The organism is Roseibium marinum (assembly GCF_002906165.1).
GTDB lineage: Bacteria > Pseudomonadota > Alphaproteobacteria > Rhizobiales > Stappiaceae > Roseibium > Roseibium marinum.
In genome coordinates, this window is record NZ_PPCN01000011.1 from 208,917 (window position 1) to 227,035 (window position 18,119).

The 18,119-nt window shown below is 60.8% G+C and carries 19 protein-coding genes; 2 read left to right on the forward strand and 17 right to left on the reverse strand.

Annotated elements, in window-relative coordinates; all coding sequences use genetic code 11:
* Positions 1 to 9: 9 nt before the first annotated feature.
* Positions 10 to 1,209 (forward strand): glycerophosphodiester phosphodiesterase family protein, encoded by a 1,200-nt coding sequence (locus CLV41_RS21760; RefSeq protein ID WP_103224572.1) that lies wholly within the window; start codon positions 10 to 12, stop codon positions 1,207 to 1,209.
* Positions 1,210 to 1,304: 95 nt separating this feature from the next.
* Here CLV41_RS21760 and CLV41_RS21765 read toward each other — a convergent pair whose 3' ends face one another.
* The 6 genes from CLV41_RS21765 to CLV41_RS21790 all read right to left on the reverse strand — a co-directional run bounded on the left by CLV41_RS21765 (position 1,305) and on the right by CLV41_RS21790 (position 5,830).
* Entirely contained in the window at positions 1,305 to 1,910 is a 606-nt protein-coding gene (locus tag CLV41_RS21765; protein WP_208987661.1) for a MerR family transcriptional regulator, read from the reverse strand.
* Positions 1,911 to 1,920: 10 nt separating this feature from the next.
* On the reverse strand, positions 1,921 to 2,235 hold the full coding sequence (locus tag CLV41_RS21770) for an integration host factor subunit alpha (RefSeq protein ID WP_023003819.1): 315 nt from the start codon (positions 2,233 to 2,235) through the stop codon (positions 1,921 to 1,923).
* 144 nt (positions 2,236 to 2,379) lie between these two features.
* Positions 2,380 to 3,357: a beta-ketoacyl-ACP synthase III gene (locus CLV41_RS21775; RefSeq protein ID WP_103224573.1), complete on the reverse strand. Its 978-nt coding sequence runs from the start codon at positions 3,355 to 3,357 to the stop codon at positions 2,380 to 2,382.
* Positions 3,354 to 4,418: a phosphate acyltransferase PlsX gene (plsX, locus tag CLV41_RS21780; RefSeq protein ID WP_103224574.1), complete on the reverse strand. Its 1,065-nt coding sequence runs from the start codon at positions 4,416 to 4,418 to the stop codon at positions 3,354 to 3,356. Before plsX ends, CLV41_RS21775 begins: the two co-directional genes overlap by 4 nt.
* A gap of 245 nt (positions 4,419 to 4,663) precedes the next feature.
* A complete protein-coding gene (locus CLV41_RS21785; protein ID WP_103224575.1) occupies positions 4,664 to 5,230 on the reverse strand; it encodes a YceD family protein in 567 nt (188 codons plus the stop codon).
* A 51-nt stretch (positions 5,231 to 5,281) separates the two neighbouring features.
* A complete protein-coding gene (locus tag CLV41_RS21790) occupies positions 5,282 to 5,830 on the reverse strand; it encodes a ubiquinol-cytochrome C chaperone family protein (protein WP_103224635.1) in 549 nt (182 codons plus the stop codon).
* A gap of 123 nt (positions 5,831 to 5,953) precedes the next feature.
* Here CLV41_RS21790 and CLV41_RS21795 point away from each other — a divergent pair, with 123 nt between their 5' ends.
* On the forward strand, positions 5,954 to 6,391 hold the full coding sequence (locus CLV41_RS21795) for an outer membrane protein assembly factor BamE (RefSeq protein WP_103224576.1): 438 nt from the start codon (positions 5,954 to 5,956) through the stop codon (positions 6,389 to 6,391).
* Between the two features lie 212 nt (positions 6,392 to 6,603).
* On the opposite strand, the gene CLV41_RS21800 is transcribed toward CLV41_RS21795, so the two are convergent.
* The 11 genes from CLV41_RS21800 to CLV41_RS21850 all read right to left on the reverse strand — a co-directional run bounded on the left by CLV41_RS21800 (position 6,604) and on the right by CLV41_RS21850 (position 17,969).
* Positions 6,604 to 8,742 (reverse strand): sodium-translocating pyrophosphatase, encoded by a 2,139-nt coding sequence (locus CLV41_RS21800; protein WP_103224577.1) that lies wholly within the window; start codon positions 8,740 to 8,742, stop codon positions 6,604 to 6,606.
* A gap of 218 nt (positions 8,743 to 8,960) precedes the next feature.
* A complete protein-coding gene (locus tag CLV41_RS21805; RefSeq protein WP_103224578.1) occupies positions 8,961 to 10,184 on the reverse strand; it encodes an MFS transporter in 1,224 nt (407 codons plus the stop codon).
* 87 nt (positions 10,185 to 10,271) lie between these two features.
* The gene (gene thiL / locus CLV41_RS21810) at positions 10,272 to 11,270 is read right to left on the reverse strand and encodes a thiamine-phosphate kinase (RefSeq protein WP_103224579.1); all 999 of its coding nucleotides are present in this window, start codon (positions 11,268 to 11,270) and stop codon (positions 10,272 to 10,274) included.
* 2 nt (positions 11,271 to 11,272) lie between these two features.
* Entirely contained in the window at positions 11,273 to 11,806 is a 534-nt protein-coding gene (gene nusB / locus CLV41_RS21815) for a transcription antitermination factor NusB (RefSeq protein ID WP_103224580.1), read from the reverse strand.
* A gap of 5 nt (positions 11,807 to 11,811) precedes the next feature.
* Positions 11,812 to 12,261 carry a 6,7-dimethyl-8-ribityllumazine synthase gene (gene ribH, locus CLV41_RS21820; protein WP_103224636.1) on the reverse strand — a complete coding sequence of 150 codons (450 nt, stop codon included), beginning with the start codon at positions 12,259 to 12,261 and terminating at the stop codon, positions 11,812 to 11,814.
* Positions 12,262 to 12,409: 148 nt separating this feature from the next.
* Positions 12,410 to 13,021: a riboflavin synthase gene (locus CLV41_RS21825; RefSeq protein WP_103224581.1), complete on the reverse strand. Its 612-nt coding sequence runs from the start codon at positions 13,019 to 13,021 to the stop codon at positions 12,410 to 12,412.
* A 1-nt stretch (position 13,022) separates the two neighbouring features.
* Positions 13,023 to 14,147: a bifunctional diaminohydroxyphosphoribosylaminopyrimidine deaminase/5-amino-6-(5-phosphoribosylamino)uracil reductase RibD gene (gene ribD / locus CLV41_RS21830; protein ID WP_103224582.1), complete on the reverse strand. Its 1,125-nt coding sequence runs from the start codon at positions 14,145 to 14,147 to the stop codon at positions 13,023 to 13,025.
* Positions 14,148 to 14,167: 20 nt separating this feature from the next.
* Positions 14,168 to 14,644: a transcriptional regulator NrdR gene (gene nrdR, locus CLV41_RS21835; RefSeq protein ID WP_103224583.1), complete on the reverse strand. Its 477-nt coding sequence runs from the start codon at positions 14,642 to 14,644 to the stop codon at positions 14,168 to 14,170.
* Positions 14,645 to 14,672: 28 nt separating this feature from the next.
* Positions 14,673 to 15,983 carry a serine hydroxymethyltransferase gene (glyA, locus tag CLV41_RS21840; protein ID WP_170107283.1) on the reverse strand — a complete coding sequence of 437 codons (1,311 nt, stop codon included), beginning with the start codon at positions 15,981 to 15,983 and terminating at the stop codon, positions 14,673 to 14,675.
* A 362-nt stretch (positions 15,984 to 16,345) separates the two neighbouring features.
* On the reverse strand, positions 16,346 to 16,573 hold the full coding sequence (locus tag CLV41_RS21845) for a DUF6898 family protein (protein WP_103224585.1): 228 nt from the start codon (positions 16,571 to 16,573) through the stop codon (positions 16,346 to 16,348).
* Between the two features lie 109 nt (positions 16,574 to 16,682).
* Positions 16,683 to 17,969 carry a L,D-transpeptidase family protein gene (locus CLV41_RS21850; RefSeq protein ID WP_103224637.1) on the reverse strand — a complete coding sequence of 429 codons (1,287 nt, stop codon included), beginning with the start codon at positions 17,967 to 17,969 and terminating at the stop codon, positions 16,683 to 16,685.
* Positions 17,970 to 18,119: the final 150 nt, after the last annotated feature.

Sequence of the window (18,119 nt, forward strand, 5' to 3'; positions counted from 1 at the left end):
GGAAAAAAGATGCTTTCTGCCCTTGCCATCCTCACGCTGATCGGACTGACACTCGCTTCGCCCGCTCATGCGGGCGAGATCGAGCTCGGCCCCCGCCCGGCCTATCTGGTCGGGCAGATGGCGGAAGGGCCGTTGAAGGAGAAACTTGCCGCCTGCATCGGCCGGCCTGCGAAGCGGACACTGTTTTCCGTCAGCCATCGCGGCGCGCCGCTGCAGTTTCCCGAGCACACGGAGGAAGGTTACCGCGCCGCAGGCCTCATGGGCGCGGGCATCCTGGAATGCGATGTCACCTTCACGCGGGACAAGGAACTGGTCTGCCGCCACTCGCAGAACGATCTGCAGGCAACCACCGACATATTGGCAACCGGTCTGGCGGCGACCTGCAAGGAGCCCTTCACGCCTGCGGCGGGCGACACTCCGGCGACGGCGGAATGCCGGACCTCGGACCTGACGCTGGCGGAATTCAAGTCCCTGCGCGGGAAAATGGACGCCGCCGACAAGACCGCAAGCACGCTGGAAGGCTACATGAATGCCACCGCACCCTGGCGGACCGAACTTTATGCCGGAACCGGAACCCTGCTTTCTCACAAGGAGTCCATCCGGCTTTTCAAGGATCTGGGCGTCAAGTTCACCCCGGAGCTTAAAACCCCGGTTGTCGACATGCCCTTTGACGGCTTCACCCGCGAGGCGTATGCGCAAAAGATGATCGACGACTACAAGGACGCCGGCATTCCGCCGGAAGATGTCTACCCGCAGTCGTTTGATCTTGAAGACATTCTCTACTGGATCCGCAACGAACCGGAGTTCGGCCGGCAGGCGGTCTTTCTCGACGCACGGCGCGGGCTCGATCCAATGGATCCGGGCACGTTTTCTCCCTCCATGGCTGAACTGAAGGAGATGGGGGTGAATTATCTCGCACCGCCGCTCTACGTGCTCCTGACCCTCGAAGACGGCAGGATCGTGCCGTCCGCCTATGCCAGGGCCGCCAGGGACGCGGGTCTGGACATCATCACCTGGACCCTGGAGCGCTCCGGTCCCCTGAGTTCCGGAGGCGGCTGGTATTACCAAAGCGTGAGCCCGGCCATCGATGGCGACGGACGCATGCTGGAAGTGCTTGACGTCCTGGCGCGGGTGGTCGGCGTGAAGGGGGTCTTTTCGGACTGGCCCGCCACGACCAGCTTCTACGCGTCCTGCATGGGCTTGGAGTAATACCGGGGATCGATGGGCCATATCACCGACCCTTGGCACAAGCGGCCGGCCAGCGTTCATTCAGGCAAAAGAATACAGGATGCTTTGTCAGGCTGTCAGCGAGCCTGATCGAGCGTGCGCTTGCATTCCAGCAGTTCGAACAAGGTGGATTGCAGCCGGCGGATGTCTTCCTTCGCGACGGTGGGCTGGGCCACCGATACACTTGCCGCTGCCTTGTCGCCGCGAAGTCTGCCGAGAATGTTGAGACCGCCGGAGGAGGAATGACTGCCCGCATCCGGGACAGTTTCGGCCAGAACGCCGCTGGGCAGCTTGTCCTGATGCCCGTTCGGGGCGGATTGTGACGACGCCCGGGTCTGCGCGCCGTTGGTATGGTCCACCGTTTCCGGCGCCGAGGGAGCGGCCGTCTGCAACGGTGAAGCGTCTTCCCGCCAGATCTGCATGACAAATCTCGGGCCCTGCTCCTTCAGGATACGCTGCACACCTTTAATGGTGTAGCCTTCTCCATAGAGCAGATGCCGGATTCCCTTTAAAAGCTCAACGTCGTCCGGACGGTAATAACGCCGGCCTCCGCCACGTTTCAACGGCTTGATATGGGAGAACCGCGTTTCCCAGAACCGCAGCACGTGTTGCGGCAGGTCGAGGTCGTCAGCGACCTCGCTGATGGTTCTAAAGGCGTCCGGGCTTTTATCCAGTGAACTCATCCGGTCTTGTTTATTTGCTGGCCTGTCCTGTGAGCGCATCATTGATCCGCTGCTTCAAAACGTTGGATGGCTTGAACACCATCACGCGGCGCGGTGAAATCGGGACTTCCTCGCCTGTCTTCGGATTGCGGCCGATACGCTCCCCCTTGGAGCGAACCACAAATGAACCGAAGCTTGACAATTTTACCGATTCTCCCGTCACAAGACAGTCCGAAATTTCAGAAAGCACACGTTCTACCAATTCGGATGATTCAGTCCGCGACAGACCTACTTTTTGATAAACGGCCTCACACAGATCCGCACGGGTAATAGTCCGGTTGCCCATAACCCCTCCTCAACGACGCCAGTGATCTGGCTGATTTTGCAAGAGAACTCCGACGCAATACAATACGGTACGGCCTCGCGGCGGGCCGGTCAACCAGAACTCGGCAACAAGTTAAGATTTGTCGCAAGAAGGCGGCGGGGACGGTTACCAGCGCAGGAGAACCGATCCCCAGGTAAATCCGCCGCCCATGGCTTCCAGCATCAGAAGATCGTTCTTTTTGACCCGTCCGTCCCTGACCGCGGTATCGAGGGCCAGCGGAATGGAGGCCGCGGAGGTGTTGCCGTGCAACTGAACGGTTGTAACGACCTTCTCCGGCGCAATGCCGAGTTTCCTGGCGCTGGCGTCAATGATCCGCTTGTTGGCCTGATGCGGTATGAACCAGGTCAGATCATCGGAAGTCAGTCCGGTCGCCTTGTAGGCGTCCTCGATAACGTCCGTGATCATTCCGACCGCGTGCTTGTAGACCTCGCGGCCTTCCATGCGCAGGTGACCCACCGTCTGCGTCGAAGACGGACCGCCATCCACATAGAGTCTATCCTTGTGGCGGCCATCGGAGCGAAGATGCGATGTCAGAATGCCCCGGTCGTCATTGCCACCGGTTCCCTCAGATGCTTCCACGACAACGGCCCCCGCCCCATCGCCGAAAAGCACACAGGTGGTCCGGTCCTGCCAGTCGAGAATGCGGGAGAAGGTTTCGGCGCCGATGACGAGGCAGCGCTTGGCAAGCCCCGTGCGGATATAGGCATCGGCAGTGGTCAGCGCGTAGACGAAGCCCGAGCAGACGGCATGAATGTCGAAGGCGGCGCCATGATGGATGCCGAGACCGGCCTGCACGGTGACCGCGGTTGCCGGAAAGGTGTTGTCCGGCGTCGCCGTCGCCAGAATGATGGTGTCGATGTCCTGGGCATCGCGGCCGGCATTCTCCAGCGCCCGCCTGGCGGCGGCAAGAGCCAGATCCGAGGTCAGCTCGCCTTCGGCCGCGATATGGCGCTGCCTGATGCCGGTGCGCTGAACGATCCACTCGTCAGACGTATCGACTATCTTGGACAGATCATCATTGGTCAGGATTTTTTCCGGCAGAAAGCTTCCGCAGCCGGTCACGGTTGAACGGATCACGCTCACAAATCACCTTCCGATGTCGGCGCGGCTTCCGCGAAGCGGCCGCGATGATAATGCACAAGATCCTGGGCGATCTTGTGGGTCAATTCGTTTTTCACCATGTCATAGGCCAGATCGATTGCCGAGGCATAACCCTCCGCATCCGCCCCGCCATGGCTTTTGATTACGATGCCGTTCAACCCCAGGAACACGCCGCCATTGACCTTGCGCGGGTCCATTTTCTCGCGCAGCAGATCGAAGGCGCCCTTGGCGAAAAGATAACCGATTTTGGACATGAAGGTGCGGTTCATGGCCGCCCGCAGGTAACCGCCGATCTGCTTGGCCGTACCTTCCGCCGTTTTCAGAGCGATATTGCCGGCGAAGCCCTCGGTCACCACGACGTCGACCGTTCCCTTGCCGATATCATCGCCTTCGACGAACCCGGCGTAATTCAGCGAACGCAGAGGGGTCTCGCGCAGCAGGCGACCGGCCGTGCGCACCTCCTCAAGACCTTTCACTTCCTCCACGCCGATATTGAGAAGACCCACAGTCGGACGCTGAATACCGAACAGGGCGCGGGCCATGGCACCGCCCAGAATTGCGAAATCGATAAGCTGCTGCGCATCGGCGCCAATGGTCGCGCCTACGTCCAGCACAACCGATTCCCCGCGCAACGTCGGCCAGATGGCGGCAATGGCGGGCCGATCGATATTGGCCATGGTGCGCAGGCAGAATTTGGACATGGCCATGAGGGCGCCGGTATTGCCGGCGGAAACGGCGACGGACGCCTCCCCGGTCTTCACCGCCTCTATCGACCGCCACATGCTGGACCGCCACCGGCCCTGGCGCAGGGCCTGGCTCGGCTTGGTATCCATCGCAATCGCAACTTCGCAATGATGCACGCTCGAAGCGTCGCGCACCCGCGGATATTTCTCCAGAAGCGGCCGGATCACCTGTTCGTTGCCATAGAGAAGGAAGCGGATATCGGGATGGCGGACGAGAGCGATCTCCGCACCGGGAATTACAACTTCGGCCCCGTTATCGCCGCCCATGGCATCCAATGAAATCGGAATCGTTTTCGCCATTTAGAAGGTCTTTTTAACGTTATTCTACAAAGGACGGCACCTGGACGGTGCGCCCGAGATGTCCCACCAGTCCGGCAGGGGCCCTGACCCGGCGCGAACATAACGGTTTTGGACGGAGTGACAACCGTTTTCCTTCCCCTGCCGGGTAGAGGCGCTGAAAACCGGCGGGAAAACAGTGGCCGAAGCACCGGCCTGCAGCGGCAAATCGCTGTAAGGGTCAAAGCCTGCCGGATGAAGGCGGGGACTCAGGTTTCCTTCCCGTCCTTGAGAGCCTGGAGGGCGGCGAATGGAGAGGGCTTTTTTTCCGCCACCTCATCATCGGCATCCGCAACTCCGCCTTCAAAGGCGACACCCGGCTTGCGCGGAAAGGGATCGAGCGAAAGGGCCAGCTCCTCGCAGATGACCGCACCGAGATCCAGAACGCCATCGACGATGACATCTGGCGGATCCAGCGATTCCAGATCGACCTCGATTTCGCCGTCCTCGTTGAGATCCCTGATCTTCCCAGGTTTACCCGAATGCGCTTCGAAGGTCCGGTCCACGTCGAGTTTCAGGGAACTCTCGAACGGTTCAAGCGACACGACGCAGACCTGGGCGATGGTGGCGGTGACCGGCCCCACCACCCGAAGACCTGCCTTGCGGTAGGGCTTAAGGGTGAATTCCGCCTTCAGGCCGCGGGCCGCTTCAAGGTCGAACGCCTCGGCGATCGCCTTCAGGCCGGCCTCATCCGGCGCTACCACGACGGTCTGATCCTTATTGACCACGCTGGCGGCCGTCACCTTGAAGGAATAGGGAAATTTGTCCTTTGCCATGGGTCTTCTTTCTTTTGCCTTTGGCTTTTGGCCTTTGCATCGTGGCCGACTTCAAACCGGCAGATCCCTGAACGCCTCCGGATCCGCCCAGTTGATCTGTCCGCTCATCAGATCCTCCACCGTCTGAGCACCAAGACGGTTTGCCGACTCAAGGATATAATGCGCCAGACGCGTCTGTGCGATAGGTTCGGGATTGTCCGGGTAAACATTGCGGCCGAGGGCCGCGGCAAGTTCCTCGACATTTCCGCTGTCGATGGCAGGGTTGTAGACATCGGCGCGGCCGTAAAAAGCCTCTCCCATGACCTTGACCTTTTTCGGCACGCGGGTGTCGCTGACCCCCATCTCGCGCAGCGAAGCATCCATGTCCTGGAAAAACAGATCGAAGACATACTGGGTAAATTCAAAGACCGCCTTCCCTTCCCCGCGCATCCTCCGGAAATACAGCACTGCATGAGCAACAATCAGGTCGAACCGGCCGTCGATTGTGTCGGGCACATGAAAGCCGCTATAAAATACCGGTTGCCGTGCTTGAGCCACGATTTCACAATAGACCTTGTGCTCGGCATCGCGGTTGCGGCGGCGGAAAAGGCCGAAAATCATGACGGTCTCCAAAGTCTTCATACGAGTCAGCTGTTGTCATGTGCCCTATCCCACGATAGAGATTTTGCCAAGCAACGAAATTCAAAGGCAGCCAGACCGGTCTGGCCAAACGGGACTTGTTAAATGAACTTCAAGGCGAGCGCCCTGATCCTTCCGCTTCTGGCCACACTGCCGCTCGGCGGCTGTTTCACCTCCACCTATACGCACGGCCACGTGGTCACCACCGACATGTTGAACCAGGTTCAGGTCGGCTCCAGCCGTGAACAGGTCGAACTGGTGCTCGGATCTCCGTCAACGACGTCGAGCCTCAATGGCGATGCCTATTATTACATTTCGCAAAAGACAGCGACGACGGCCTTCTTGGCGCCCGACATCGTCGAACAGCGCGTTGTCGCGGTTTATTTCGACAAGGAAGGCTATGTCCAGGATCTCGGCAACTACTCGCTGCAGGACGGCAAGATCGTCGATATCGTCACCCGCAAGACCCGCACGGGCGGCGCCGACTACGGCTTCCTGACGCAGATCCTCAGGGGTGCGACAAACCCGAGCCTCGGCCTTTAGAGAGCTGTCTCTTTAGAGTGTGTCGCGTTTAAGTGGATTCATGGTTTCAGGAGGACGCCCGAGGCAGCGTTTGCACTGCAAATGCGTTCGGGCGATTTCCTGAGTTCAATTTAACGCGACACGCTTTAATCGGAACGGTTTCTTGAATTCAGTCATCAACGTAAAACCCCGGCCAAGAGGCCGGGGTTTTTTCTTTCAGGCACCAATACGGATCAGTGCGCCAGGACCGCCAGAAGCAGCAGGGCGACGATGTTGGTGATCTTGATCATCGGATTGACCGCGGGACCCGCGGTATCCTTGTAGGGATCGCCGACGGTATCGCCGGTAACCGACGCCTTGTGCGCCTCGCTGCCCTTATGGTGGGTGACACCGTCCTTGTCGGTGAAACCGTCCTCGAAGGACTTCTTGGCATTGTCCCATGCACCGCCGCCCGCCGTCATGGAAATGGCGACGAAGAGACCGGTGACGATCACTCCGAGCAGCATCGCCCCCAGCGCGGCAAAGGCAGCGGCAGGTGTCGCCACCGCCTTGACCACGAAGAACACGACGATCGGCGAGAGCACCGGCAGCAGCGACGGAAGGATCATTTCCTTGATCGCGGCCTTGGTCAGCATGTCCACCGCACGGCCGTAGTCCGGCCGTTCGGTGCCCTTCATGATGCCGGGCTTCTCCTTGAACTGACGGCGGACTTCCTCAACCACCGCTCCGGCTGCCCGGCCGACGGCCGTCATGGAGATGCCTCCGAACAGATACGGCAGAAGACCACCGAACAGGAGCCCCGCCACCACATAGGGATTGGAGAGCGAGAACAGCGTGGAGACATCGATGCCATAGAAGATCGATCCCTCGACCGCCGTGCTGGAGAAGTGTTTCAGATCCTCCGTATAGGCTGCGAACAGCACCAGCGCACCCAGACCGGCGGACCCGATGGCATAGCCCTTGGTCACCGCCTTGGTGGTGTTGCCGACCGCGTCGAGCGCATCCGTTGTCGATCTGACTTCCGCCGGCAGATCCGCCATTTCGGCAATGCCGCCGGCATTGTCGGTTACGGGGCCGAAGGCGTCGAGCGCCACGACCATCCCCGCCAGCGCCAGCATTGTGGTCACCGCAATGGCGATGCCGAACAGGCCGGCGAACGTATGGGTGACGAGAATGCCGGCGATGATGATGATCGCGGGAAGCGCCGTTGCCTCAAGAGACACGGCGAGACCCTGGATCACGTTGGTGCCGTGGCCGGTCACCGACGCCTGGGCGATCGATCTCACCGGCCGGTATTCCGTGCCGGTGTAATATTCGGTCACCCAGATGATCAGACCGGTAATGATCAGACCGACGAGGCCGCAGATGAAGAGGTCGAAGCCGTTGAAGCTGAAACCTCCCGAGGTGGTGTATTCGGTACCGGCGCCAAGCCAGCCGAAGATGATGCCGCCAAGCGCAACCGCCGACAGCAGCGCCGTGGCGATGAAGCCCTTGTAGAGGGCGCCCATGATCGAGTTGTTCTTGCCGAGCTTGACGAAGAAGGTTCCGATGATGGACGTGACAACGCAGCTTGCCCCGATAAGAAGCGGCAGCAGCATCAGTTCGATGGCCTGTCCCCCGGAGAAATAGATGGAGGCCAGAACCATGGTGGCGACGACCGTCACCACATAGGTTTCGAACAGATCGGCCGCCATGCCCGCGCAGTCGCCGACGTTGTCGCCGACATTGTCCGCGATCGTTGCCGGGTTGCGGGGGTCGTCTTCGGGAATTCCGGCTTCCACCTTGCCGACAAGGTCACCGCCGACATCCGCACCCTTGGTGAAGATGCCGCCGCCGAGACGGGCAAAGATCGAGATCAGCGACGCGCCGAAGCCGAGCGCGACCAGTGCGTCGATCACCGTGCGGTCCGTCGGGCCGTATCCCATAACCCTGGTCAGGATGGTGTAGTAGACGGCCACGCCCAGAAGGGCCAGACCGGCGACGAGAAGACCGGTAACGGCGCCGGACTTGAAGGCGATCTCCAGACCTGCCCCGAGGCTCTGGCTGGCGGCCTGAGCGGTCCGCACATTGGCGCGGACGGAAACCATCATGCCGATGTAACCGGCGCTTCCGGAAAGAATCGCGCCGATGGCAAACCCGATTGCCGCCGGGCCGGAAAGCAGGAGCCAGGCAATCACGAAGACAACCGCGCCGACGACGGCGATGGTTGTGTACTGACGGTTGAGATAAGCCCTGGCCCCTTCCTGGATCGCCTCGGCGATCTCCCGCATGCGGGCGTTGCCCGCGTCCGCCGCCATGACGGATTGAATTGCCCAGGCCCCATAGGCGATGGACAAGAGACCACAAATTATGATGACGACAAGCTCGATCATGCTTCCTCCCAAAACTGCGGCGGACGGATTTTGTTGTTCTTTATGCCGCCTGACTGTGCCTCACGCCGATTCCTCTGCGTGAGGGACTGACACGATAGCAACAAAGCAGAGCTCCTCGTCAAGCTCTCAGATCGACTAATTAGCCAGTTCCGCCGCGGTATTATTTGGTGCAGTGCAGTATTTATGCTGCACTGACGAAATGGAATTTCGCAAACACTTTAAGCGGTTGTAACTGCTTTTCTTTCAGCCAGAACGAGCCAGGCGATAAGCCCCAGGCACAGGACCACAATCGGGAAAACAAGGATGTTCACCGTGCTCCATCCATAGATATTGAGAAGCGCTCCGGAGGAAAAAGACGCCGCCGCCACGAATCCGAACACCATAAAATCGTTGACCGCCTGGACCAGATTGCGTTCTTCCGGCCGGTATGTATCGGTCAGCATCGCCGTCGCACCGATGAAGCCGAAGTTCCAGCCCAGGCCGAGCAGAACCAGAGCCGTCCAGAAATGAGCGAGCTCGATCCCGGTCAGCGCGACTACCGCACAGCCCGCCAGCAGCGCCAGACCGATGGAGACAATCCGTTCCTTGCCGAAGCGGGCAATCAGATTTCCGGTGAAGAAACTCGGTCCGAACATGGCAAGCACGTGCCACTGAATTCCGAGCGCGGCATCGGTTTCCGTCAGACCGCAGGCGATCATCGCCAGCGGAGTCGCGGTCATCACCAGGCTCATCAGGGCATAGGAACAGATCCCGCATGCGACCGCCACGAGGAAGCGCGGCTGCGCCATGATCACGCGCAGCGGGCGCCCGCCGGCCTGTGCGTGACTTCGCCGGGGCGGTATCGGAATCTTGATGAAAGCAAGCAGACACAGGGCAATCAGCGCCAGTGCGGCCTGCGCCAGATACGTGCCGGCAAAAAGGATCGGCTCAAACAGATCCTTGGTCGCGATCACGGTCTGCGGACCGACCACACCGGCCAGAACGCCGCCGGCGAGAACCCAGGAGATCGCCTTGGGCTTGAAGGCATCGCTCGCCGTGTCGGCGGCGGCGAACCGGTATTGCTGCACGAAAGCGCCGGCCAGCCCACCCAGGCAGCAGGCAAGCGCGAACAGCAGGAACCGGTCCTCAAAAACCGCGTAGGATGCCAGAAGGCCGGAAAATGCTCCCAGCAGCGACGCCCCCATGAAGCCTGTCCTGCGGCCATAGCGGCGCATGATCATACCCGCCGGTATCGTGCCGAAAGCCGTCCCCAGAACCATCGCCGAAACCGGCAGGGTGGCAAGGGATTTGTCCGTTTCCAGCATCATGTAGCCGACAAGAGGTCCGGTCGCGATGACGATGGACGCAGAGGCGCCGCCAATGGCCTGGGCCAGGGCGAGAAGCAGCGCATTGCGTTTTGCCAGACGGTCATCGACGAATGCGTCCGGGGCTGCGGCGGTCATGGCTGGTCTTTCGAAAGGCTTGAATCGTTGTGGGCGAGGCCTGATTTCTATCATGCTCACCTATGGCGGGATAGTCACCGCGGCCGATCAAAAATGGCGGAAGCCACCCTCGAAATCGAGCAGGACCGATTTGCCCGCTTCCGTCAGATGAACGTCGCCCTGGCCTTGTTCGACCCGGCCGATTTCAGCCACGGGGCACCCGGCGGCTTGCGCCGACTGCTGAAAGGCTGCCGCCTCGCCCGCGGGTACGCTTGCCAGGATTTCATAGTCGTCACCGCCATTGAGGCAGCGCGCGAAATGTTGCGGCACCTTCACCTTGAGATGTTGAAGCGCCCCGGAGAGCGGTATCCGGTCCAGATCGATGGTAATATCGACGGCGGAGGCTTTCGCCATATGGCCGCAATCGGCGATCAGTCCGTCGGACACGTCGAGGGCGGCGCTGGCAAACTTGGTAATGAGCCCCGCCAGGCGGGTTCTGGGCCGCGGCAGCAGATAGCGGTCCAAAATGTGCTGCTCCTCGCTTTCGGTCAGGTCATGATCGCGGCTGAATTGCGGATGAAGGCGTGTCTCGAGGCCGGCGGCGGCATCGCCAATGGTTCCGCTCACGAAGAGCGCATCGCCCGGACTGGCTCCCGACCGGCGGACAGTCTTGCCCGTTTCCACTTCGCCGATCGCGGTGATGGAGACCAGCAGGCCATTTCCGGAGCGGATGGTGTCCCCCCCCAGCAATTGAACGTCATAGGCGGCCTGATCCGCGGCCAGCCCCTTGCAGAAGCGTTCCAGCCAGGCCTCCGTCCAGTCGGCGGGCAGAGCGAGCCCCATCAGGTAGCCGCGCGGGCGGGCGCCCTTGGCGGCCAGATCCGACAGATTGACCCTGAGCGCCTTGGCGGCGATCGCCTCCGGCGCGTCTTCGGAGAAAAAATGAACCTCGGCGGCCAGCATGTCCTTGGTCAGAACAAGGTCGTGTCCGTCCGTCGGCGTCAGCACCGCGGCGTCGTCCGTCAGTCCGAGGCTTCCGGGATCGTTCGCCAGCGGTGCGAAATACCGCTTTATGAGCGTAAATTCGTCCGGCCGGTCACCATCCATGATCAGGAGGCACCATCAACCTTGCTGACCGGGTTTTCGGCATCGAATTCTCCGTCGCGCAGATCGTGGGCCAGACGGTCGAGCACACCGTTGACGAGACCGGGCTCGTCATCCTCGAAAAAGGCCTTCGCGACGTCGATATATTCGGAAATGATGACCTTGGCCGGGACATCCTTGCGGCGCAGCAGTTCATAGGCACCGGAGCGCAGGATGGCGCGCAGCAGGCTGTCGATCCGCTTCAACGGCCAGTCTTCCGTCAGCGCGGTATGGATAAAGGGGTCTAGAAACTTCTGGTCCTCGACCACGCCGGAAACGATCTTCTTGAACCATTGCTCGTCGGCATCGCGGTACTGGGCACCGTCGATTTCCTTGCCGAGACGAAAGGCGGTGAATTCGCTGATTACATTGGCCAGCGACGAGCCACCCACGTCCATCTGATAAAGGGCCTGGACCGCCGCAAGGCGGGCCACGCCGCGTTTGTTCGCCGGGCGCACAGTTTTTGCTGCCGGTTTTTCCGGGTCGGCCTTTCCGGTCATTTTTCTTATACTCCAAGCCGTTCGCGCAGGGCGATCATCTGAAGGGCCGCCTCAGCCGCCGCCCCACCCTTGTTCTTGTCGTCCACCTTCGCACGGGCCCATGCCTGCTCGCCGTTTTCCACGGTCAGGATGGCGTTGCCGACGGCGAGATCGGCATCGATGATCAGGTCCATGACCGCACGGTTCGATTCATTGGCGACAATGTCGTAATGCGAGGTTTCGCCACGGATCACAACACCCAGAAGAACGAAACCGTCATAGAGTTCACCCTCATTTTCCATGGCCGTCATGGCCATGGACAAGGCGGCGGGAATCTCCAGGACACCCGGAACGGCGATGCGGTCATAAGTGGCGCCCGCGGCTTCAATCGCCTTCACCGCACCTTCAGCCAGCGCGTCGGCGAGATCCTCGTAGAAGCGGGCTTCGATGATCAGCAGTTTCGGTGCAGCGCTCATGGGTTTTACCATCCAGTATCAGGCCGCGACAGGAACCACGTCTGCCCCGGTTTGTCCAGTCATTCATCAAGGATCGCCCGGCGGCGCGCGCACCGCCCTGCAATCGTGTTTAACGATACCTGCCCCCACCCTGGATGACGTTGCGTCCCTAAGCGTTCCTGGTGAATTCGGCGAGACGCGCCGCATAGCGGGCCATCATGTCCACTTCCAGATTGATCCTGTCCCCCACCTGCCGCTCGGACCAGGTGGTCACCTCCAGCGTATGGGGAATGAGGAACACGGAAAACAGCAGTCCATCGACCTCATTGACCGTCAACGAGGTGCCGTCGAGCGCGACCGAACCCTTTCTGGCGATGAAGGGCGCGGCTTCCGCGGGCGCTTCGAACTGGAAATAAACGGAGTCCGGATGGTCTTCCCGCCTGGTGACGGTCGCGACACCGTCCACATGCCCCAGAACCAGATGCCCGCCGAGTTCCGCCCCCATCGTGAGAGACCGTTCCAGATTGACCTTCTGGCCGGCCCTCCAGTGCGAGACGGTTGTCAGCGCGAGAGTTTCAGCAGCGGAAACCACCTCGAACCAGTTGCCCTCCGGCTCGTTGTCCTTTGCGGTGACCGTGTGGCAGACACCCGCACAGGAGATCGAGGCGCCGATATCGAAGCTTTGCGTGTCATAGGCGGTTTGTATCCGGGTGCGTTTACCCGCCGGAACGTCTTCGATAGAAAGAATTTGGCCGAGGTCGGTCACAATGCCGGTAAACATGTCAGGCTCCACACCGTCTTAAATAGATAAAGCTGTCCGGCCCGAATTTGCCGGTGTCGACCCGCTTGAATCTGGGGTCCCGCAGGACATCCGCAAGATCAAGGCCGTGCAGGGCCGGTATGCCGTCCTCGCCGATCAGGATATCGCCGGTGACGACGCAAAGATCGTCGACGAGATCGGCCGTCAGGAAGGAAGCCGCTATCCGCGCTCCGCCCTCCACCATCAGCCGCGTGATGCCGCGGGTTGCCAGAGCGCTGAGGATCACGGACGGCTCTATGCCGGTTTCGGACGCAGGGACGCGAATGACGTTCACTCCGGCCTCCGCCAGGGCATCGATGCCGTCCGGGTCCGCGGCATTGCCGCAGATGAGCCAGACCGGCACATCCGCGCAGGTGCGCACCAGTTTCGAGCCGAGAGGCAGGCGCGCGAAGCGGTCGACAACCACACGGACGGGCGAGCGCTCCGCGAGTCCGGGCAGACGGCAGGTCAGTTGCGGATCGTCCGCGAGCGCCGTGCCCGATCCGATCAGAATGGCATCGTACGCGGCCCGGAACCCGTGGACCTTGCGCATCGACAGCTCCCCGGAAATCCTGATCTGGCCTTCCCCGGCTTTGCCGATATATCCGTCCCGGGAGGCGGCGAGCTTCAGGAACACATGCGGCCGCTGGCGGAGCTGACGCATCGTGAAACCGTGATACAGCACCTTCATCGCCGCTTCACGCACACCGACGGTGACATCGATGCCGGCATCTTCCAGCATTTTCACCCCACGGCCGGCGACACGCGGGTTCGGGTCCAGCATCCCGACGATCACACGCTTGACGCCGGCATTGATCAGCGCCAGCGCACACGGCGGCGTGCGGCCATAGTGGGAGCACGGCTCGAGTGTCACGTAGCAGGCCGCGCCCCTTGCCTTGTCTCCCGCCTGGTTGAGCGCGTTCACTTCCGCATGGGCCATGCCCGGCCGCGACGTGACGCCTCGTCCGACCAGAACCGGACCGTCCTTATCCTCGCGGACGATCAGGGCGGCCACGGAAGGATTGGGCCAGACATGGCCGAGACCGCGGCGGGCCAGACGTTCGGCCGCCGCCATGAGGCGCTCATCGAGATTGGAAATATCTGACATCAAAAGCCGATTGCAACGGGTCAGTTGTTCTTCACGGGATGCTTCTCCGGATCGCTGAGTTCGTCCAGCAGAGCTTCGAAATCCTTGGCTTCACGGAAATTCCTGTAAACGGAGGCGAACCGAACATAGGCGACGTCGTCTATGCCTTTCAAACCTTCCATCACGTGATTGCCGATGGTTTCCGCGGTGATTTCGCTTTCACCCGAACTTTCCAGCTGGCGGACGATGCCGCTGACCATGCGTTCGATCTTTTCCGGATCCACGGGACGCTTGCGCACCGCGATCTGCACGGAGCGCATCAGCTTTTCCCGATCGAACGGAACCCTGCGTCCGGAGCGTTTGAGCACCATCAGCTCACGCAGCTGAACCCGTTCGAATGTCGTGAAACGGCCGCCGCAGGTGTTGCAGATCCTGCGCCGGCGGATGGCGGTGTTGTCCTCGGTCGGGCGGGAATCCTTGACCTGGGTTTCCTCGCCGCCGCAAAACGGACATCTCATCTTTCAAAGCTCCTGACCGAACCCGTTGTTACCCCCCGTAGATCGGGAACCGGGCCGTCAGTGCTTCTACCTTGGCTTTGACGGCCGCTTCAACCGCCGCGTTGCCTTCTTCGCTGTTAGCTGCCTTCAATCCGTCCAGAACTTCCGTGATCAGCAGGCCGACCTCGCGGAATTCCGCCACGCCGAATCCGCGGGTCGTCGCAGCCGGCGTGCCCAGCCGGATGCCGGAAGTCACGAAGGGTTTTTCCGGATCGAAGGGAATGCCGTTCTTGTTGCAGGTGATGTTCGCCCGGCCGAGAGCCTTCTCGGCGACCTTGCCGGTGGCATTTTTCGGGCGCAGGTCGACCAGCATCAGATGGTTGTCCGTTCCACCGGAGACGATATCGAGGCCCTGCTCCTTCAAAACCTCCGCCAGCGCCTTGGCGTTTTCGGTCACAGCGCGGGCGTAGACCTTGAATTCCGGCTGCAGCGCTTCCTTGAAAGCCACCGCCTTTGCCGCGATCACATGCATCAGCGGCCCGCCCTGGAGACCGGGAAAGACGGCGGAGTTGATCTTCTTGGCAATCGCCTCGTCATTGGAGAGGATCATGCCGCCGCGCGGACCGCGCAGGGATTTGTGGGTCGTGGTCGTGACCACATGCGCGTGCGGGACCGGGGACGGATGCACACCGCCGGCAACCAGACCGGCGATATGAGCCATATCAACCATCAGGTAAGCGCCGACGCTGTCGGCGATCTCGCGGAACTTCTGCCAGTCCCAGAGGCGCGAATAGGCGGTGCCGCCGGCCAGGATCAGCTTCGGCTTGTGCTCGTTGGCGAGACGCTCGACCTCTTCCATGTCGAGCAGGTGATCGTCCTCGCGCACACCGTAGGAGACGACGTTGAACCATTTGCCCGACATATTGACCGGAGAGCCATGGGTCAGGTGGCCACCGGAATTCAGGTCGAGCCCCATGAAGGTGTCGCCCGGCTGCAGCAGCGCCAGGAACACGGCCTGGTTCATCTGGCTGCCGGAATTGGGCTGCACGTTGGCAAAGCCGCAGTCGAACAGCTGCTTGGCGCGTTCGATCGCCAGGGTCTCGGCGACATCGGCGAATTCGCAGCCACCGTAATAGCGCTTGCCCGGATACCCTTCGGCGTATTTGTTGGTGAAGATCGAACCCTGCGCTTCCAGAACGGCACGCGAAACGATGTTCTCCGAGGCGATCAGCTCGATCTCGTGCCGCTGACGGCCGAGTTCGTTTTCGATGGCATCGTAAATATCGCGATCGGCCTCTTCGAGACCACGGGTGAAGAAACCGGACTGCAGGGGCTGACTGGAGCTTTCCATCAAAGACATCGCACCATCCTTGTTCTACGGCCCTGACAGAGGGCCTTGTTTCGCGGCCCTTTTGTCAGGCCCATTTTCATAACGGTCCACATCCCCGGGAACCCCGGTACGTGTTCCAGCAACTCGATCCCGGAGACCGGGGCTTCACAGCCGCGTCGGTCCGGACGGCAGGGCCCTAGCGTATCACCCGGGCAAAGGCGCCTTGCAGGTGAAGCAACGCCTTGCAGCAGCCAATCCAACTCGAGGCGAGGAATTAACACAGGCCCCGGGAAGAACCAAGGGTCTTACCGACGCACGCCAACTTGAAAACGACGCCGCGGCGCGGATGCCATCACCGGAGCCGGAATGAGCGGGCAAAGTGGCTGGATCGCTCAGTAGAGCGTCGGATCGGACCCTGTGCCGGCTGCTTCTCGTTCCTGCTCTATCCGGCGTTGCAGCTTACGGATGGCGATCCGTTTCAGATCTGTCTGGGAAGCAGAAGTCGGTCCGAAGGCCGACACCTCGATACCAGTCGCGGCATCCATCGCGATCACCTGGACCTGACGGCCGATCGAACGGAATTCAAGATAGATCTCGCCGGAATTCGGCTCGCGACTCATTGCATCGATCCTTGCGCGCAAGTGCTCAGAATCCACAAAACGCCAGCCTGATCAAGGCCGGCGTTTCGCAGTGAACATAAACGATCGGTTGTCGTGCCGCAAAGCCGCGTCAGAGACGGGCCTGCGTTCCGGTGCCGTAGAGATCGTCCCGATCGTAGATATCTTCGCGGAAATGAACGACGCCGTCCGCATTGGCCCATGCGGTGACGTAGGTCAGGTAGAGGGGGATCTGACCTTTCAGCTTCACGTCTTCGCGCTCACCGGTGCGGATAACCGAATCCACACGGGTGCGGTCCCAGTCCGGGGTCGTCGACTGCAGAAGCCATGTCACAAGCTCGCGCACATTCTGAACCCGCACGCAGCCGGACGAATGGAACCGGTAGTCCTCGCCGAACAGCGTCTTGGACGGCGTGTCGTGCAGATAGACCTGGTGCTTGTTGTGGAAGTTGATGCGCACGGAGCCCAGTGAGTTGTCCGATCCTGGATCCTGGGTGAACCGATACTGGGTCGCCTCTTCGGTGTTCCAGTCGATCTGCTGCCAGGTCATCTCGTTTCCGCTCCAGTCGAAGATGCGGATATTGTTCTTGGCCAGATATTGATCGTCCTGCTTCATCTTGGGGATCAGGTCCTTGCGGATGATGGAGACGGGCACGGTCCAGTACGGATTGAAGTTCAGTTCGTAAATCTTGCTGTTCAAGATCGGTGTCTGACGGTCGATCTTGCCGACGACGGCGGTATGGCGCGAGCGCACGCGGCCGTTCTCCACCGCTTCGATTTCGGCGGCCGGAATATTCACCATCACGTAGCGGTCGCCGAGGAAGCCGGACATGGAACGCATGCGAATCATGTTTGTCTCAAGCTGGCGCAGGCGCACATCCGCCGGGATGTTCAGCGCGGAAACCGTGCCCTCGCCCATCACGCCGTCCGGAATAAGACCGTGGCGAAGCTGAAAGCGGCGAAGGGCCGTGTCAACATACGAATCGAACGTGTTGGAAAGACCGGCCTGCTGCTCCAGGTCGCCGGAGACGATCAGGCGGCGGCGCAGTTCGATGACGCGCGGGTCCTTGGCGCCGATCCTGATGGATTTTCCGCCGGGCGTGACGGTGCCCCAACCGCCGGCCTGCACGATACGCTGATAGCGGTCGATGGCGACGGCGATGTAATCCGCCGTTTCCGGCGAAAGTGTCGGCGCGGACGACTTCACTTCCTTGATGTTGTCCGTGGCGATGTCGAAGTTATCGGCCCATTCAACCTGCTGGTTGACGTTTTGCGCGTGCGCCTGGGCACCCGCCAGAAGTGGCGCCACGATCCCGAGCGCACACAGGCTCCCGAGCGTTTGCCGGGTAATCCAACCGTGGTGAAGCTTTATCCCGAACTGTCCGGATAAAAGGTTCATTGCCGACCCCATCTTGCTGCGTTTCACGCGCTGACTTGTCTCAAGAGCACCTTTCGTTCAATTGAACGCGAACAACGTGCTCTAACACTTTCAGATCGATCAACTTCTGGACAAACAATCGGTTCCGATCGTACATCCGCTGATCTTGTG

What these genes read in the sequence shown, in the direction of transcription:
- CLV41_RS21760 (WP_103224572.1), top strand. Translation starts at nt 10, where the DNA reads ATGCTTTCTGCCCTTGCCATCCTCACGCTGATCGGACTGACACTCGCT.
- CLV41_RS21765 (WP_208987661.1), bottom strand. Translation starts at nt 1,910, where the DNA reads ATGAGTTCACTGGATAAAAGCCCGGACGCCTTTAGAACCATCAGCGAG.
- CLV41_RS21770 (WP_023003819.1), bottom strand. Translation starts at nt 2,235, where the DNA reads ATGGGCAACCGGACTATTACCCGTGCGGATCTGTGTGAGGCCGTTTAT.
- plsX (WP_103224574.1), bottom strand. Translation starts at nt 4,418, where the DNA reads ATGGCGAAAACGATTCCGATTTCATTGGATGCCATGGGCGGCGATAAC.
- CLV41_RS21785 (WP_103224575.1), bottom strand. Translation starts at nt 5,230, where the DNA reads ATGGCAAAGGACAAATTTCCCTATTCCTTCAAGGTGACGGCCGCCAGC.
- CLV41_RS21790 (WP_103224635.1), bottom strand. Translation starts at nt 5,830, where the DNA reads ATGATTTTCGGCCTTTTCCGCCGCCGCAACCGCGATGCCGAGCACAAG.
- CLV41_RS21795 (WP_103224576.1), top strand. Translation starts at nt 5,954, where the DNA reads ATGAACTTCAAGGCGAGCGCCCTGATCCTTCCGCTTCTGGCCACACTG.
- CLV41_RS21800 (WP_103224577.1), bottom strand. Translation starts at nt 8,742, where the DNA reads ATGATCGAGCTTGTCGTCATCATAATTTGTGGTCTCTTGTCCATCGCC.
- CLV41_RS21805 (WP_103224578.1), bottom strand. Translation starts at nt 10,184, where the DNA reads ATGACCGCCGCAGCCCCGGACGCATTCGTCGATGACCGTCTGGCAAAA.
- thiL (WP_103224579.1), bottom strand. Translation starts at nt 11,270, where the DNA reads ATGGATGGTGACCGGCCGGACGAATTTACGCTCATAAAGCGGTATTTC.
- nusB (WP_103224580.1), bottom strand. Translation starts at nt 11,806, where the DNA reads ATGACCGGAAAGGCCGACCCGGAAAAACCGGCAGCAAAAACTGTGCGC.
- ribH (WP_103224636.1), bottom strand. Translation starts at nt 12,261, where the DNA reads ATGAGCGCTGCACCGAAACTGCTGATCATCGAAGCCCGCTTCTACGAG.
- CLV41_RS21825 (WP_103224581.1), bottom strand. Translation starts at nt 13,021, where the DNA reads ATGTTTACCGGCATTGTGACCGACCTCGGCCAAATTCTTTCTATCGAA.
- ribD (WP_103224582.1), bottom strand. Translation starts at nt 14,147, where the DNA reads ATGTCAGATATTTCCAATCTCGATGAGCGCCTCATGGCGGCGGCCGAA.
- nrdR (WP_103224583.1), bottom strand. Translation starts at nt 14,644, where the DNA reads ATGAGATGTCCGTTTTGCGGCGGCGAGGAAACCCAGGTCAAGGATTCC.
- glyA (WP_170107283.1), bottom strand. Translation starts at nt 15,983, where the DNA reads ATGTCTTTGATGGAAAGCTCCAGTCAGCCCCTGCAGTCCGGTTTCTTC.
- CLV41_RS21845 (WP_103224585.1), bottom strand. Translation starts at nt 16,573, where the DNA reads ATGAGTCGCGAGCCGAATTCCGGCGAGATCTATCTTGAATTCCGTTCG.
- CLV41_RS21850 (WP_103224637.1), bottom strand. Translation starts at nt 17,969, where the DNA reads ATGAACCTTTTATCCGGACAGTTCGGGATAAAGCTTCACCACGGTTGG.